Here is a 15,517-nt window from a genome sequence, read left to right on the forward strand (position 1 = left end):
CAAAACGGCCAGCTCGAGGCTGGCCGCTTCAGCACTCAGCGATTGGCGAAGTACATGGTGACTTCGAAACCGATGCGGAGATCTTCGTAGGCTGGTTTGGTCCACATAATGCTCACCTATATTGTCATGATTGTTAGCGCATTGAGGGTGAATCAACGACATTGCCGATAACCCAGTTCCCATCCTATCGGCCGGGGCAAGGGGCCAATATGGTACTTTGGAACTGTTTTGGTGCCTCCCTAGGTCGCACATGGGTGGCGGCAGAAACCGGCTCTGGCCTGAAACGAAAAAAGGCCCTGGGAAGGGCCAAAGAGAGTGACAGAAAAACCCGAACTCTCATCAGAGAGTCGCCCCGGTCAGACACCGGGGGATGAAGGTGCACATCCAATGTGCTGACTCACAGGCGGGCCCGTGTGGGAGGCCCGCTTACCGCTCATAGATTCAGAAGAAACCCAGCGGGTTGGTGTCGTAGCTCACCAGCATGCACTTGGTCTGCTGGTAGTGCTCAAGCGCCATCTTGTGGGTTTCACGGCCGACGCCAGACTTTTTGTAACCACCGAAGGCAGCATGAGCCGGGTAAGCGTGGTAGCAGTTCATCCACACCCGACCGGCCTGGATGTTGCGGCCCATCCGGTAGGCGAGATTGGTGTCACGGGTCCACACACCGGCACCCAGACCAAACTCGGTGTCGTTGGCAATGGCCAGGGCCTCTTCTTCGGTCTTGAAGGTGGTCACACCCACAACCGGTCCGAAGATTTCTTCCTGGAACACGCGCATCTTGTTGTCGCCCTTGAACAGAGTCGGCTGGATGTAGAAGCCATTGTTGAACTCTTCATCCAGGTGCTCGCGATCGCCGCCAGTCAGAACCACAGCGCCCTCTTCCTTACCAATGGCAAGGTAGGACATGATCTTGTCGAACTGTTCCTTGGACGCCTGGGCGCCTACCTGAACATCGGTATCCAGCGGGTTACCGCGCTTGATCGACTTGGTCCGCTGAACCACCTTCTGCATGAACTCTTCGAACATGTCTTCCTGAACCAGTGCCCGAGACGGACAGGTGCAGACTTCGCCCTGGTTGAAGAACGCCAGAACCAGGCCTTCCACGCACTTGTCGATGAATTCCGGCTCGGCCTTCATCACGTCGGAGAAGTAGATGTTCGGGGATTTGCCACCCAGCTCCACTGTGGACGGGATGATGTTTTCAGCCGCGCACTTGAGGATGTGGGAGCCAACCGGGGTGGAGCCGGTGAAGGCAATCTTGGCAATACGCTTGCTGGTGGCCAGGGCCTGGCCAGCCTCGATGCCGTAGCCGTTAACAATGTTCAGTACGCCCGGCGGCAGCAGGTCGCCAATGATTTCCATCAGTACCAGGATGCTGGCAGGCGTCTGCTCGGCAGGCTTCAGCACGGTGCAGTTACCCGCAGCCAGACAGGGGCCCAGTTTCCAGGCTGCCATCAGAATCGGGAAATTCCAGGGAATGATCTGGCCAACGACACCCAGCGGCTCATGGAAATGATACGCCACGGTATTGTGGTCGATCTCGCCCATGTGGCCTTCCTGGGCACGAAGACAACCCGCGAAGTAGCGGAAGTGGTCGGCTGCCAGGGGAATGTCGGCGTTCAGGGTTTCGCGCACGGCCTTGCCGTTGTCCCAGGTTTCCGCAACTGCGAGCTTCTCGAGGTTGGCCTCGATCCGATCGGCAATCTTCAACAGAATGTTGGAACGCTCGGTGGGCGAAGTCTTGCCCCACGCTGGTGCCGCCTTGTGCGCTGCGTCCAGCGCCAGATCAATATCTTCGGCACTGGAGCGCGGAATTTCACAGATCACATTGCCAGTAACCGGTGTGATGTTCTCGAAATACTGGCCTTTTACCGGGGCAACCCACTCGCCACCGATATAGTTCTCGTAACGGGATTTGAAAGAAACGACGGAGCCATCCTTTCCTGGTTGTGCGTAGATCATGATCTCGACCTCTTGTTGTGTTTGTCGCAGGGCAACGCGGCCTTTCGCGTTTACCCATTCAATGTAGACCTCAATCCCCGAGGTTTGAATGATGCGATGGAGGCGAAAAACTCCTCCCTTGGTAGTAGATGGCTGGAAGGCCATGGCACCAGCGGCCCGGCCCCACAATCACCCACCGAAAATAAATGCACAGCCAAGGCTCGGAGCAATGCACAAAAACAGTGCGAGCGCCCAGGCAAGAGGCAACCTCACCCCGACGCTCAAAAGCACCGTCAACAAAAACAAGGACTTACAAACTGGCATGGACTCTGCAGTCAATCTGTTACGCAGCGAGACGTCGGTTACTGAAACCACAATCAAAGCGCCACAATCTGACCAATGGTCAACTAGGGTTCCGGTCTGCAACCACAAACGCAGACGACTGGTCCGAGAGTTGACGACCTTTTCCAAGGTTACACGGCGGGACAAAAGCCCGGGAGGATCGCTCAGTTACTGACGCCTCTCGCTTTTTTGGATGCCCTAACCAGGAGGAAAAGGCCATGTTGCAAACCGCAGCCCCCCTCTACGACGATCTGATTCCCGGCGGATCCCACTGGTCCTTTATCGTGCGCCGCGGCCATGTGCTGCGCCTGATTGACGAAACCGGAGGGACCAACGTCGGCATGTTGATGTACAACCCCGAGAACCCGCTCGAGCGGTACAACATGCCGGACACCCTGAAAAACCAGCACACCTTCCTGCTCACCAAAGGCCATGTTCTGCTGTCTGACATGGGCCGGGTGTTTGCCTCCATCATCCGGGACGACCTGGGCTGGCATGACACCGTTGCCGGCACCTGCAACGCCGACCTGGTGGAACAGCGCTGGGGCAAAAAGGCCTATCAGGAAGCCCACAATCATTACCACCGTAATGGCTACACCAGCTTCCTGAACGAACTGGCCAAGTACGGCATGGGCAAGAAAGACCTGACCGCCAACCTGAACTGGTTCAGCAAGGTGAAGACCGATGACGACGGCAACATGGCCTTTGCAGAAGGCCATTCCCAAGCCGGCGCCACCGTGGACCTGCGCTTTGAAATGGACACCATCGTGGTGCTGCACACCTGCCCGCACCCGATGAATCCTGCTACCGAGTACCCCAGCCATCCAGTGCGTTACCAGCTTTTCAAGGCGGCGCCGGTAACCGATGCCGATCCCTGCAAGACGTCGTCGCCGGAGGCCACCCGGGCCTTCGCCAATAACGCCCTGTACCACTTGTTCCAGTAACGGAGGCCGGAGATGATCAAGCAAAGCGCATTGAAGCCTGAAGACGCAGCCTTCCGTGAAACCGTACCGGCAGGCGAATATTTCCTGAAGGTGGTGAAAGCCGGCGAGACGGTCCGGATTCTGGACCTGGAAGGCAACCAGGCCGCCGACACCCTGTTCTACAACGCCCACAATCCGACCGAACGCTACAGCGCGATGGACACCGTCCGGGAACAGGGCAATGTCTATCTGACTGCCGGTTCGAAACTGATGTCCTCTGAAAACAACGTCATGCTCGAGATCACCGCAGATACCTGCGGCCGTCACGACACCCTGGGCGGCGCCTGTGCCGCCGAAAGCAACACCACCCGCTATGCGCTCGAGAAAAAGTGCATGCACGCCTGCCGGGACAGCTGGCTGGTGGCTGTCACCGAACATGAAGAGCTGGGTATGACCAAGCGCGACATTACCCACAACATCAACTTCTTCATGAATGTGCCGGTGACCGCCGAGGGTGGCCTGACCTTCGCTGACGGCATTTCCGATGCCGGCAAATACGTGGAGCTGAAAGCAGCGATGGACGTGCTGGTCATGATTTCCAACTGCCCGCAGCTGAATAACCCCTGCAACGGCTGGAATCCGACACCGATCGAGGTGCTGGTATGGAGCTGAACAGCGCCCTCAACAAACCCAACAAGGTCCTGATCGCCAACCGGGGGGCCATCGCCTGCCGGGTGATTCGAACCCTGCGTGACATGGGCTGCACCTCGGTTGCGGTCTACGCCGAGGCGGATGCGGATTCCCTGCACGTACGGCAGGCAGATGAAGCATACTCCCTCGGTGAAGGCACAGCGGCGGCGACCTACCTGGACCAGGACAAGCTGTTCGAGGTGATCCGCAAGAGCGGTGCCGGCGCCATCCACCCCGGCTACGGCTTCCTGAGCGAAAACGCCGATTTTGCCCGGCGCTGTGACGCCGAGGGCGTGGTCTTCCTGGGCCCGACACCCGAGCAGATGGAGCAATTCGGTCTCAAGCATACGGCCCGGTCACTGGCTGAAAGCGCCGGTGTGCCACTGCTCCCGGGCACCGGCTTGCTGACCGATCTGGAGGAAGCACTGACAGCGGCTGACACCATCGGCTACCCGGTGATGCTGAAAAGCACCGCCGGCGGTGGCGGCATTGGCATGTCCCGCTGCTACGGTCCTGATGACCTGAGCAAGAGCTTCGAATCCGTCCAGCGACTTAGCCAGAACAATTTCAGCAACAGTGGCGTGTTCCTGGAGAAATTCGTCGAGCACGCCCGTCATGTCGAAGTGCAGCTGTTCGGCGATGGTCAGGGGCAGGTACTGGCCCTGGGGGAACGGGACTGTTCCGCCCAACGCCGTAACCAGAAAGTGATTGAGGAGGCCCCGGCTCCCGGGCTGACCGACGATGTCCGCACCCGCATGCACGACACTGCCCGTCAGCTCGGTGAAAGCATCGGCTACCGCAGTGCCGGCACCGTCGAATTCATCTATGATCCGGACACCACCGAGTTCTATTTCCTGGAAGTGAATACCCGCTTACAGGTTGAGCACGGCGTCACCGAGCAGGTTTACGGCGTCGACCTGGTACGCTGGATGGTGGAACTGGGCGCCGGCACCCTGCCCGACCTGTCAGCGCTGGGCAGCAACCTCACCCCTTCCGGCCACGCCATTCAGGCGCGGATCTATGCCGAGGACCCCAACAAGGATTTCCAGCCCGGCGCCGGCCTGCTCACCAACGTGGCCTGGCCCGAAGAGGATAGCCTGCGAATCGACACCTGGATCCAGCCGGGCACTGAAGTATCGCCACTCTACGACCCCATGCTCGCCAAGGTCATTGTGCATGAGTCTGATCGCGAGTCCGCCCGTCAGCGGTTGATTCAGGCACTCGACGACAGCCAGCTCTACGGTATCGAAACCAACCTCAAGTACGTGCGCCAGGTACTGGACGACCCGCGCTTTGCCGAGGGTAGACTGTTTACTCGAACCCTTAACGAATTCGATTACCAGCCGGCCACCGTGGATGTGCTCAGTGGCGGCACCCTGACCACCATCCAGGACTACCCCGGCCGCATCGGCTATTGGGAAATCGGCGTACCACCCTCCGGCCCATTCGACAGCTATTCGTTCCGGCTTGGCAATCGCCTGCTGGGCAATCGGGAAGGGGCTCCGGGCCTGGAAATCACTCTCAAGGGGCCGGTGCTGACGTTCAACCGGGCTACCCAGATCGTCCTCACCGGTGCCGCTCTGGACGCAGCCCTGAACGACGAGCCGGTGGACTTCTGGCAAGTCATTGACGTGCCAGCCGGTGCCACCCTCAAGCTGGGCGCCACCACGGCGGACGGCGCCCGGGCCTACGTGTTGTTCCGCGGTGGGCTGGACTGCCCCGAGTACCTGACCTCGTGCAGCACCTTTACCCTTGGACAGTTTGGCGGCCACGGTGGCCGTGCCTTGCGAGCCGGCGATGTGCTGGCAATGGCGAATGCCGAACCAACCAGCCTGACAACCCTGCCCGCCGACCTGAAGCCGACCATCGGCAAGACCTGGAAACTGCACGTTACCTATGGGCCTCATGGCGCCCCGGATTACTTCACCAAAGAAGACATCGACACCTTCTTTGCCAGTGAGTGGGAGATCCATTACAACTCGAGCCGCACCGGCGTTCGCCTGATCGGCCCGAAGCCGGAATGGGCCCGCAGCGACGGCGGCGAAGCGGGCATGCACCCCTCCAACATCCACGACAACGCCTACGCCGTTGGCACGGTGGATTTCACCGGCGACATGCCAGTGATTCTTGGCCCCGATGGACCTAGCCTGGGCGGTTTCGTCTGTCCGGTGACCGTCATCAGCGCCGACTTGTGGAAACTGGGACAGCTCAAGGCTGGCGACAAGGTGAAGTTTGTGCCGGTAAGCCAGGATCAGGCGGTGGCCCTGCGGGAAGCACTGGACGAATCCGTGGCAACACTGACCTCGGCTACTGCCCACATCACACCCATCGAGCCAACCACTCCGATCCTGGCTTCACTCAGTGCCAATGAGCATGAGACCGGCGTGGTCTATCGGGCCGCCGGCGACAATTACGTGCTGGTGGAATACGGCCCCATGGAGCTGGACATACGCCTGCGTTTCCGCGCCCACGCCCTGATGCTGTGGCTGCGCGATCAGAATCACGACGCCATTCTGGAGCTGACCCCCGGCATCCGTTCTCTCCAGGTGCATTACGACAGTCAGAAACTGGACCAGCGCACGCTGCTGGATCTGCTGATCAGCGCCGAAAAGGAACTCGAAAAGCAGCCCGAGTGGGACGTGCCCGCACGCATCGTGCACCTGCCCCTTTCCTGGGACGACGAGGCTTGCCAGACCGCCATAGCCAAGTACATGCAGTCGGTGCGCAAGGACGCGCCCTGGTGTCCCAGCAACCTGGAGTTCATTCGCCGCATTAACGGGCTGGACAGCATCGACGAGGTCAAAAAGACGCTCTTTGAAGCGAGCTACCTGGTGATGGGCCTGGGCGACGTTTATCTCGGCGCGCCGGTGGCGACCCCGCTGGATCCAAGGCACCGGCTGGTGACCACCAAATACAACCCGGCCCGCACCTGGACCGCGGAAAATTCCGTAGGCATCGGCGGCGCCTACCTGTGCATCTACGGCATGGAAGGCCCGGGAGGCTACCAGTTTGTTGGTCGCACCCTGCAGATGTGGAACCGCTACCGCACGACCGACCTGTTCGAGGCTGGCAAGCCCTGGCTGCTCCGGTTCTTTGACCAGGTGCGTTTCTACGAAGTCAGTGCCGAAGAACTGCAACAGATCCGCAGGGACTTTCCAAATGGCGACTACCCGATAAAGGTGGAAGAAACCCGCTTCAACCTGAAGGACTACGAGCAGTTTCTGGCGAACAACGACGGCGAAATCCAGACCTTCACGGCCAAACGGAAACAGGCCTTCGACGCGGAACTCCAACGCTGGATCGAGTCCGGCCAGATCAACTTCAGCTCCGAGGCGCCGATTGAGGAGACCGGCGAGAACGACATAGCCAACCTGCCGGCGGGCCAGCACGCAGTGGAAAGCCATGTGGCGGGCAATCTATGGGAATGCCTGGTCAAGCCCGGCGACACCATCGATGCCCAGCGGCCAGTGGCGGTTATTGAATCCATGAAGATGGAAATCGAATTACTGAGCCCCGTAACCGGACGCGTGGTGGACGTGCGTCGGGAAGCGGGTCAGGCGGTCTCGCCGGGAACGCCGGTCGTGATCGTGGAAGAGATTACCGAGTAATGCCAGCAACCCAAAAAAACTGAAAAAGACCAAACCTGCAAACACGGGCAAGGCCCGAGGAGAGACACCATGAAAACACGCAACTTTAGTAAACGTCTTGCGGCCGGTCTGTTCACGGCCTCACTGTCCATGGGTGCAATGGCCGAGGAAAAGGACTCCTTCAGCATCGCCTGGACCATCTACGCCGGCTGGGTGCCCTGGCAGTATGCCGAAGACTACGGAATCATGAAAAAGTGGGCGGACAAGTATGATATCGAAGTGGATATCGTGCAGGTGAACGACTACATCGAGTCCATCAACCAGTACACCGCCGGTCAGTTTGACGGCGTCGTCGCCACCAGCATGGATGGTCTGTCGATCCCGTCAGCATCCGGCGTGGATACCACCGCATTGATCGTCGGAGATTACTCCAACGCCAACGACGGTCTGGTGTCCAAGGACGCCGAATCCATCGCTGATCTGGAAGGCGAGACCGTGCACCTTGTTGAGCTATCAGTTTCCCACTACCTGCTGGTTCGGGCTCTGAACACGGTTGGCCTGGAAGAGCGGGACATCAGCGTGGTCAACATTTCCGATGCGGATCTGGTCTCGGCATTCCAGACCGATGATGTCCGCCACGTGGCTACCTGGAACCCGCTGCTGGCGGAAGTGGAAGCCTACCCGGGTGCCACCAAGCTGTTCGATTCCAGCCAGATTCCTGGCCATATCAAGGATCTGACTCTGGTGAACACAGAGACGCTGGAAGACAACCCGAAGCTGGGCAAGGCGCTTGTCGGTGCGTGGTACGAAACCATGAGTATTCTCGCCTCCGACAGTGAAGAAGGTCAGGAAGCGCGGGCGTTTCTGGGCGAGCTGTCCGGAACCGATCAGGCCGGCTACGAAGCACAGCTCGCCGGCATGAAGATGTTCTGGGAACCGCAGATGTCGGTGGATTTCATTAACAGCAATGAAGCTCTGGACGCCATGGACAGTGTTCGCCAGTTCTCTTTCGAGAAGGGTCTGCTTGGCCAGGGGGCTATGAGCCCGGACTTTGTTGGCATCGAGTTTCCGGATGGTTCGATCATGGGTGACTCTGGCAATGTGAAGCTGCGGTTTAACGACAGTTATATGCAAATGGCGGCTGACGGGGAGATCTGAGCGATCGTCTTCTAAAACTCTGCTAGGATCGGGCACGATTAATCGTGCCCTTTTTTTATTTAGACTTTGGGGGTGGATCAGCGTTGGGATGCCTTTCCAAAACACGCTCCTTGCGGCACATCCATGTGGCGCTTGGGCTCCGCCATCCATGGCTCCGCACAGTTTTGGAAAGGCATCCCAACGCCGATCTTCCGAGCCCACAGTTAACCGCTGAGAAACACCTTATATGCGCCGTACCAAGGAAGATGCCGAGAAAACCCGACAGACCGTTCTTGAGGCCGCGCTCAAGTTGTTTAGCAGGGACGGTTACTCACTGACGACCTTGAGCCGTATTGCCAAAGAAGCCGGTTGCAGCCGGGGGCCGATCTACTGGCATTTCGAGAACAAGGATGATCTTTACGAGGCCGTACTCGCCTACTCCCAGGAACCGCTGGAAGCCCTGGTTGCGGAGTGCGCGGGCATGCGGGAAACGCCCATTGAGGCAATGGATCATTTTATTGAGCGCTGGCTGGGCCTGTTGGCCAATGATCGTAAATATCGTCAGTCGTTTGAGATTCTGCTGAACAAAACCGAACTCACCGATGCCATGAGCCGGACGCTGAAGCGGGAGCGGGCGTTGACCAAGTCGATTATTACGATGTTCCGGGATCAGGTGGGCCAGGCCGCTGAGCGGGGTCTGATCAGTACGCAGGAAGATCCTGAGGATCTGGGGCTACTGAGTTACACCTATCTGATGGGGATTACCCAGACCTGGCTGTTTGCACCGAAGCTGTTTTCGCTGAAACAGGAGACGGCGTTTTTCCAGCGACAGTTCTGGGTGTTACTCGGCCGAGGCTGAGCGTTCCTGTTCGAGCAACTGCTGCTTTCGGTCGAGCCCCCAGCGGTAACCGCCCAGGGAGCCGTCACTGCGCAAGACACGGTGGCAGGGAATCAGCACGGCGATGCGGTTTCGCCCGCAAGCGGAGGCCACCGCCCGAACGGCTCTGGGCTCACCCAGTCGCTTTGCCAACTCTGTGTAACTCACCACCTCACCTTCGCGGACGCTCAGCAGGAGTTTCCAGACGCGTGTCTGGAAAGCGGTGCCGCGGATATCCAGAGGTACATCCGGGCGAGGCGTGTTCTGGCTGAGGTGTTCGTCCAGAGCGGCAATCCAGGCATCCAGCTCCGGCGATGCCTTTGCCTCAGAGGGAACCAGTCGTGCCTTCGGAAACTCTCTCTGCAATCGATCCTGAAGCGCCGCTTCGTCATCCCCGAATTCGGCAAAACACACACCCTGATCGGTGGCGGCCATCATCAACAGGCCGAGTGAGGTCTGCCGGCAGGCATGGGTGATGGTTTCACCTTCCCCACCCTTGCCGTAACGGGACGGCGACATGCCGACCTGTCGGTCCGCCTTTCCGTAAACGCGACTGACCGACCCAAAGCCGGCATCGTATATGGCGTCGGTCACCGTTTGACCATGCTTGAGGGCCTGTTTGAATGTCTTCAGGCGCAATGCATCCTGATAGGCCTTTGGCGAAACTCCGAAGGTTTTCTTGAACGCCCTTTGGACGTGGGATGCCGAGAGCCCTATGAACCCCGCCATGTCTTCGAGTGTCAGACGCTCATCCGGCCGGCTTTCAATAAACCGCGCCAGCTCGACCATTCTATCTGGCGCACTGGCAGACAGCTCCGGTTCGCGGTCCACCGCCGAGCGTTCATTGCGGGCCATGTGACAACTCCTTTATTTGCATCCGACCATTCGTTGAAAGGATGCGCGATTGCTGCCGGCGCTGCCATCCGTTTCTTGCGGTGATCACATATCATTAATCAAGCGATTGGATATACGCCTGCAAGGCCCGGGGACTGGAAAGGGTAATCTGTCCGTAGCCCAAGGCGAGCAAGCCCCGGCTTTCGAGGGCCTTGATACGACTATGCACCCCTTGCCGGGTCATGCCCATCATGTTGGCCAGTTGCTCGCGAGTGAGTTTCAGGGCGACCGGTTCCACCGATGACGTGCGCACGCCCTGGATTTCCGCCAGGAACAGCAAGCGCCGGCCAATCCGCGCGGTCACGCCTCGCAGGGCGTCGTCCTCAATAATCGACATGGCTGACCAGAGTCGCCGGCTGACAAGGTCCAGAGCAATCGGGTAACTCTCAGGGTAGCTTGCCATGAGTTGCCGGAAACCTTCGCCAGGCAACTCAACGATGACAGCTTCCTCGTGGGCGGTTGCTCCATATACTCTGGGCATACCCGGCGAGAACACCGTATCCCCGAACCAGGATCCGGCATCAAAGATGATCAGCGTCGCCTCGCGGCCCGCTGCATTCACCGAGGTGATCCGCACGGTTCCGCTGGCAATCACGCAGAGTGTTGACTGCATCGATCCCCGATCATAAATGGGATCATCGGCGCCAAACCGTCGCGTTCTGGCCATGGCCGCCACTTCCCGAAAAGCCGTATCCGGGAAGCCCGCCAATAAAGGGCAGGAACGCATCACCGCTTCAACGTCTGGCACCGCCATCAACAATCTCCGAAAACTGGCAAGACAACGCCCCCAAATGTAAACCATTTGACAGTTTGTTGACCATAAATAGGCCTAGACTCGGAGCTGTTCCATTCCAACAACAACCGGACACCCCAGAGGTCACCCGAATGTCTGAACCCTTATCGATTCCGTCCAAGAAAGAACAGGTGAGTGCTGAAGAATGGCAGCTGCGCGTTGATCTTGCCGCCGCCTACCGCCTGATTGCCCTCTACGGCTGGGACGATCTGATCTTCACGCATATTTCCCTGCGGATCCCCGGTGACGAGCACCATTTCCTGATCAATCCTTACGGCATGATGTTCGAGGAAATCACGGCCTCCAGCCTGGTACGCATCGACCAGGAAGGGAACAAGGTCAACCCTGACGATTTCGACATCAACCCGGCCGGGTTCACCATTCACAGTGCCATCCATGCGATTCGTGAGGATGCCGCCTGCGTAATGCACACCCACACCACTGCCGGTGTGGCTGTCTCAGCGCAGAAGGAAGGATTGCTGCCGTTGTCCCAGCAGAGCCTGTTCCCGCTCTCGGGTCTTGCCTACCACGACTACGAAGGCGTGGCTCTGAGGGAAGACGAAAAAGCGCGCCTGCAGGCGGATCTGGGCCACGCCCGTTTCATGATCCTGCGCAACCACGGCCTGCTGACCACCGGGCCCAGCGTAGCCGAAGCCTTCCTGGGCATGTACATCCTCCAGCGTGCCTGCGAAGTCCAGATCCAGGCCATGTCCGGGGGCCAGCCGTTGGTGCAGATTCCGGACAGCATTCTCAGTTCGATCCGTGAACAGGCCAAGCAGGTCACCAAGGGTATGGGCGGTAACCTCGCCTGGCCGGGACTGCTTCGAAAGCTGGATCGCATTGATCCCGGCTTCAGAGATTAATTTCGGAGGAAATACAGCATGAGTGACGTCAATGCGCCCCAGGCGCAGTTCACCCATATGAAAGACGGCACGGCGGAGGACTGGCAGACCATCGCAAAGTCATTCGGACAGTTTGCCAAAGGGCTTCCGGACAGGATCCTGGAGCACCTGAAACTGCTGGAGGGCGATTTTGGCGGTTTTCCGATCGACCGGCTGTCCCATTGCCTGCAGACGGCTACCCTGGCCTACCGGGATGGCAAGGATGACGAATACGTGGTCTGTGCGCTGCTACACGACATCGGCGACACCCTGGGCACCTACAACCACGCCGATGTGGCAGCCGTATTGCTGGAGCCCTTTGTCAGTGAAGCCAATCACTGGATGGTAAAGCATCACGCCATCTTCCAGGGCTACTACTTCTTCCATTACCTGGGCATGGACCGGGACATGCGTAACGAATATCGGGATCACCCCCACTTCGAGCGCACCATCGAGTTTGTCAGCAAATACGATTCCCCGGCCTTTGATCCCGAGGGCGAGACCCTGCCCCTCGAGTTCTTCGAACCCATGGTGCGCAAGGTCTTTGCCCAGCCGGTAAAGTCGCTTTACAAGGACGCAGAAACCGCCACGGAATAAGCCCCGGACGGGCTATCAGAACATCTTCAGGTAACGATCCACTTCCCAGGAAGAGACGTGGTTCTGATAGCTCTCCCACTCGCCTTTCTTGAAGTCGATGAAGCTGTTGAACATGGCTTCACCGAAGACTTCTTTCGCCAGCGGATCGGCCTCAAAGGCCTCCACGGCCTCGCCCAGGTTCCGGGGCAGATACTCGATGCCCTGCTCGGCGATTTCAGCATCGCTGTAGTTGTACATGTTCTCGTGGTGGGGTGCGCCTGCGTCCAGACCTTCACGGATGCCTTCCAGCCCTGCAGCGAGAATCAGCGCGGCGCCAAGATAGGGATTGCAGGCAATGTCTGCGGCACGGCATTCGATGCGCCCGCCCATGCCGGGGATCCGGATCATGTTGGTGCGGTTGTTGGAGCCATAACACATGAACACCGGTGCCCAGGTGGAACCGGACATGCTGCCCTGGCGAACGAGCCGTTTGTAGCTGTTCACCGTCGGCGCAATCACGGCACTGATGGCCGCGCCGTGTTTCAGCACACCTGCGGTGAAGTGATAGGCAATCTTGCTGATGCCGCAGTTGTGCAGGTCGTCGCCCCTGGGTTCGAACAGGTTTTCGCCGGTTTTCAGATCCGCCAGCGACATGTTGTAGTGGGCGCCACTGCCGGTGCGGTCGGCAAAGGGCTTGGGCATGAAGCTCGCGAAAGCGCCATGTTTGCGGGCAATCTCGTTGGCCATCATCCGGAAGAACACCAGGCGGTCGGACATGGTCAGGGCGTCGGCATATTTGAAGTCGGTTTCGAACTGGCCGTTGGCGTCTTCGTGATCAAACGAGTACACATCCCAGCCCAGCTCGTTCATGGCGTCTACCAGCTCATCCATGATCGGCAGGTTGTCCATGAGCGTGCGGGGGTCGTAACAGGGCTTGCCCAGGTTGTCGCGATCACTCAGCGGGGCAAAGCCGCCATCCTCGGTATCCCGGAACAGGAAGAACTCGGTTTCAATACCGAGGTTGAAGCGATACCCCATATCGGCCGCCGCACTCAGCTGACGACGTAGAATATTCCGGGAACAGGCTTCGAAAGGCGCGCCGTTCAGGAACAGATTGCCCGGGAACCAGGCCAGCTGTCGATTCCAGGGGCAGATGGCCAGCCCATCGGCATCCGGCATGGAGGCGACCTCGTCGTCGGAGATATCCTGGGGCACGCCATCCAGGGCGGCGCCTGTGTAAAGCTCCGAGCCTTCCATCATTTGCCCCAGGTGAGCCACGGGCACGAACTTGCCTTTGGTCACACCGTGGATGTCCACGTAGCTGGCAATGGCGTATTTCACACCTGCCTCTGTGAGCTTCTCTTTCAGGGCCTGGGTGTTGGTCAATTCCGTCATCCTGTTTTTCTCCGGCCCGTCATGCGGGCAATCAGTTTGGGTTCTGGCACGTTTCTTTCTTTGTTTTTGCCATTCAACATACATGCCAGCGTGTATATATAAGAGCGAAGGCGAGAGACTTCAGGCAAACAGTCAGTCTGAAAGAGAGGGGAAAATGGCGTCGAAGCAATGGCTTGTAGAAGATTACGAAGCAGGTGACCTGCCTCTGACTTCCGGCGAAACGTTGCGCTCCGCGAGATTGCGGTACCACCGCATCGGCGAGCTGAACGCACCAAAAGACAACCTGATTATGCTGCCCACGTACTACGGTGGTGCAGCCGCGGGTAATCACCCGTGGGTTGGAGGCAACAGCCCCCTCGATCCGGAGCGTTACTGCATCGTTATTCCCGCTTTGTTGGGCGCAGGCGAATCATCCTCACCCTCGAACACCGCCGGAGCACAGGGCGGCCCGGGCTTTCCTGCCGTGTCCCTGTATGACAACGTGATGCTACAAAAGCGGTTGGTGGAGGACATCTTCGGAGACGCCCGGATCGCGCTGGTGATGGGCTGGTCCATGGGCGGGATGCAGGCGCTGCAGTGGGGCTGTTTGTTTCCGACGCAGGTGCGCGCAGTGCTGGCCACCTGCTGCACCGCACGGTGCTATCCCCACAACCGGGTGTTTCTGGAGGGTGTAAAAGCGGCCCTGACCTGCGACCAGAGTTTTGAAGATGGCCACTACCAGACACCACCTGAGCGCGGACTCCAGGCCTTCGGTCGGGTTTATGCCGGCTGGGCTTATTCCCAGGCATTTTTTCGTCACGAGCTCTGGCGCGAACAGGGTTTTGGCTCCATTGAAGAGCTGCTTCGATTCTGGGAGCAGGATCATCTGGGCCAGGACGCCAATGATCTGCTCACCGTACTGAACACCTGGCAGAACGGCGATATCAGCGACAACCCCGTATTTGGCATGGATTACGCAGCGGCGCTCTCTGCCATTGCCATGCCTGCCCGAATGATGCCCTGCACCACCGATCTCTACTTTACCGAGGAGGACGCCAGTGAGGATGGCCGCCGGATGCCCGGCGCAACCGTGGAATCGCTGGAATCGGACTGGGGCCACGTTGCCGGTGGTGCGGGCCGGGAGGCTGCAAGCCACAATCGCATCCTTGCGGCCGCCCGGGCTTTGCTCTCGGGAAAGGCGTCATGATCGAGCACCCGAACCTATGCCGCACCAACCCGGTGCATATTTTTGCCGATGCCTTTGCCGGGATGACCCGTTTTCGCCCGCTCTTCGGATCTGGCATGCCATCTGCACTGTTTCTGACTGACGGTTTTCAAAAACCCGATCCGTTCAAAGCACTGTTCACAACACCGCAGACAGAGCGACGGACAAAATGGGTGACTAGGGTTCCGGTCCGGGCAGTCAAGATTCCCGGATGGCTGGTCCGAGAGTCACCGACCTCTGGGGAGGTTACACGGCGGGACAAAAGCCCGGGAGACTG

13 protein-coding genes and 2 riboswitches are annotated in these 15,517 nt (G+C 59.0%); of the genes, 8 read left to right on the top strand and 5 right to left on the bottom strand.

The genetic code is table 11. The annotated features are described in order from the left end of the window. Positions 1–35: 35 nt before the first annotated feature. A complete protein-coding gene (gene pqqA / locus ACWJ62_RS19460; RefSeq protein ID WP_007153157.1) occupies positions 36–107 on the bottom strand; it encodes a pyrroloquinoline quinone precursor peptide PqqA in 72 nt (23 codons plus the stop codon). Positions 108–441: 334 nt separating this feature from the next. Next, positions 442–1,962, bottom strand: coding sequence for an acetaldehyde dehydrogenase ExaC (gene exaC, locus ACWJ62_RS19465; protein WP_104321811.1), 1,521 nt, complete (start codon positions 1,960–1,962; stop codon positions 442–444). Positions 1,963–2,337: 375 nt separating this feature from the next. Further along, positions 2,338–2,443, top strand: a riboswitch (guanidine-I (ykkC/yxkD leader). 58 nt (positions 2,444–2,501) lie between these two features. Here exaC and ACWJ62_RS19470 point away from each other — a divergent pair. From ACWJ62_RS19470 to ACWJ62_RS19490, 5 genes are all read left to right on the top strand, one after another. Beyond that, the gene (locus tag ACWJ62_RS19470; protein ID WP_449287651.1) at positions 2,502–3,227 is read left to right on the top strand and encodes an urea amidolyase associated protein UAAP1; all 726 of its coding nucleotides are present in this window, start codon (positions 2,502–2,504) and stop codon (positions 3,225–3,227) included. 12 nt (positions 3,228–3,239) lie between these two features. Beyond that, the gene (locus ACWJ62_RS19475; protein ID WP_449287652.1) at positions 3,240–3,878 is read left to right on the top strand and encodes an urea amidolyase associated protein UAAP2; all 639 of its coding nucleotides are present in this window, start codon (positions 3,240–3,242) and stop codon (positions 3,876–3,878) included. Continuing rightward, a complete protein-coding gene (uca, locus tag ACWJ62_RS19480) occupies positions 3,869–7,504 on the top strand; it encodes an urea carboxylase (protein ID WP_449287653.1) in 3,636 nt (1,211 codons plus the stop codon). The genes ACWJ62_RS19475 and uca overlap by 10 nt, the downstream gene beginning before the upstream one ends. Before the next feature lie 69 nt (positions 7,505–7,573). Beyond that, a complete protein-coding gene (locus ACWJ62_RS19485; protein WP_449287654.1) occupies positions 7,574–8,641 on the top strand; it encodes a putative urea ABC transporter substrate-binding protein in 1,068 nt (355 codons plus the stop codon). A gap of 226 nt (positions 8,642–8,867) precedes the next feature. Next, entirely contained in the window at positions 8,868–9,479 is a 612-nt protein-coding gene (locus ACWJ62_RS19490; protein ID WP_449287655.1) for a TetR family transcriptional regulator, read from the top strand. On the opposite strand, the gene ACWJ62_RS19495 is transcribed toward ACWJ62_RS19490, so the two are convergent. Next, on the bottom strand, positions 9,462–10,352 hold the full coding sequence (locus ACWJ62_RS19495; protein ID WP_449287656.1) for a bifunctional transcriptional activator/DNA repair enzyme AdaA: 891 nt from the start codon (positions 10,350–10,352) through the stop codon (positions 9,462–9,464). The genes ACWJ62_RS19490 and ACWJ62_RS19495 overlap by 18 nt on opposite strands. Before the next feature lie 94 nt (positions 10,353–10,446). Further along, positions 10,447–11,145 (bottom strand): Crp/Fnr family transcriptional regulator, encoded by a 699-nt coding sequence (locus ACWJ62_RS19500; RefSeq protein ID WP_108018518.1) that lies wholly within the window; start codon positions 11,143–11,145, stop codon positions 10,447–10,449. Between the two features lie 131 nt (positions 11,146–11,276). On the opposite strand from ACWJ62_RS19500, the gene ACWJ62_RS19505 reads away from it, so the two are divergent. Then, complete coding sequence (locus tag ACWJ62_RS19505; RefSeq protein ID WP_082814060.1) at positions 11,277–12,047, top strand: class II aldolase/adducin family protein; 771 nt, start codon at positions 11,277–11,279, stop codon at positions 12,045–12,047. Between the two features lie 18 nt (positions 12,048–12,065). Then, positions 12,066–12,662, top strand: coding sequence for an HD domain-containing protein (locus tag ACWJ62_RS19510; RefSeq protein ID WP_062786260.1), 597 nt, complete (start codon positions 12,066–12,068; stop codon positions 12,660–12,662). A gap of 15 nt (positions 12,663–12,677) precedes the next feature. Here the strand turns inward: ACWJ62_RS19510 and glnT are convergent, their stop codons facing one another. Then, on the bottom strand, positions 12,678–14,036 hold the full coding sequence (glnT, locus tag ACWJ62_RS19515; RefSeq protein ID WP_449287657.1) for a type III glutamate--ammonia ligase: 1,359 nt from the start codon (positions 14,034–14,036) through the stop codon (positions 12,678–12,680). A 154-nt stretch (positions 14,037–14,190) separates the two neighbouring features. Between glnT and ACWJ62_RS19520 the strand changes: the two genes are divergently transcribed. Next, positions 14,191–15,222 carry an alpha/beta fold hydrolase gene (locus tag ACWJ62_RS19520; RefSeq protein WP_449287658.1) on the top strand — a complete coding sequence of 344 codons (1,032 nt, stop codon included), beginning with the start codon at positions 14,191–14,193 and terminating at the stop codon, positions 15,220–15,222. A 184-nt stretch (positions 15,223–15,406) separates the two neighbouring features. Continuing rightward, a riboswitch (guanidine-I (ykkC/yxkD leader) is annotated at positions 15,407–15,515 on the top strand. Positions 15,516–15,517 lie beyond the last annotated feature (2 nt).

This window comes from Marinobacter sp. PE14 (genome assembly GCF_053566155.1).

Excerpts from the sequence above, each read along its gene's own strand:
- exaC (WP_104321811.1), bottom strand. The coding sequence starts at position 1,962 with ATGATCTACGCACAACCAGGAAAGGATGGCTCCGTCGTTTCTTTCAAA.
- ACWJ62_RS19470 (WP_449287651.1), top strand. The coding sequence starts at position 2,502 with ATGTTGCAAACCGCAGCCCCCCTCTACGACGATCTGATTCCCGGCGGA.
- ACWJ62_RS19475 (WP_449287652.1), top strand. The coding sequence starts at position 3,240 with ATGATCAAGCAAAGCGCATTGAAGCCTGAAGACGCAGCCTTCCGTGAA.
- uca (WP_449287653.1), top strand. The coding sequence starts at position 3,869 with ATGGAGCTGAACAGCGCCCTCAACAAACCCAACAAGGTCCTGATCGCC.
- ACWJ62_RS19485 (WP_449287654.1), top strand. The coding sequence starts at position 7,574 with ATGAAAACACGCAACTTTAGTAAACGTCTTGCGGCCGGTCTGTTCACG.
- ACWJ62_RS19490 (WP_449287655.1), top strand. The coding sequence starts at position 8,868 with ATGCGCCGTACCAAGGAAGATGCCGAGAAAACCCGACAGACCGTTCTT.
- ACWJ62_RS19495 (WP_449287656.1), bottom strand. The coding sequence starts at position 10,352 with ATGGCCCGCAATGAACGCTCGGCGGTGGACCGCGAACCGGAGCTGTCT.
- ACWJ62_RS19500 (WP_108018518.1), bottom strand. The coding sequence starts at position 11,145 with ATGGCGGTGCCAGACGTTGAAGCGGTGATGCGTTCCTGCCCTTTATTG.
- ACWJ62_RS19505 (WP_082814060.1), top strand. The coding sequence starts at position 11,277 with ATGTCTGAACCCTTATCGATTCCGTCCAAGAAAGAACAGGTGAGTGCT.
- ACWJ62_RS19510 (WP_062786260.1), top strand. The coding sequence starts at position 12,066 with ATGAGTGACGTCAATGCGCCCCAGGCGCAGTTCACCCATATGAAAGAC.
- glnT (WP_449287657.1), bottom strand. The coding sequence starts at position 14,036 with ATGACGGAATTGACCAACACCCAGGCCCTGAAAGAGAAGCTCACAGAG.
- ACWJ62_RS19520 (WP_449287658.1), top strand. The coding sequence starts at position 14,191 with ATGGCGTCGAAGCAATGGCTTGTAGAAGATTACGAAGCAGGTGACCTG.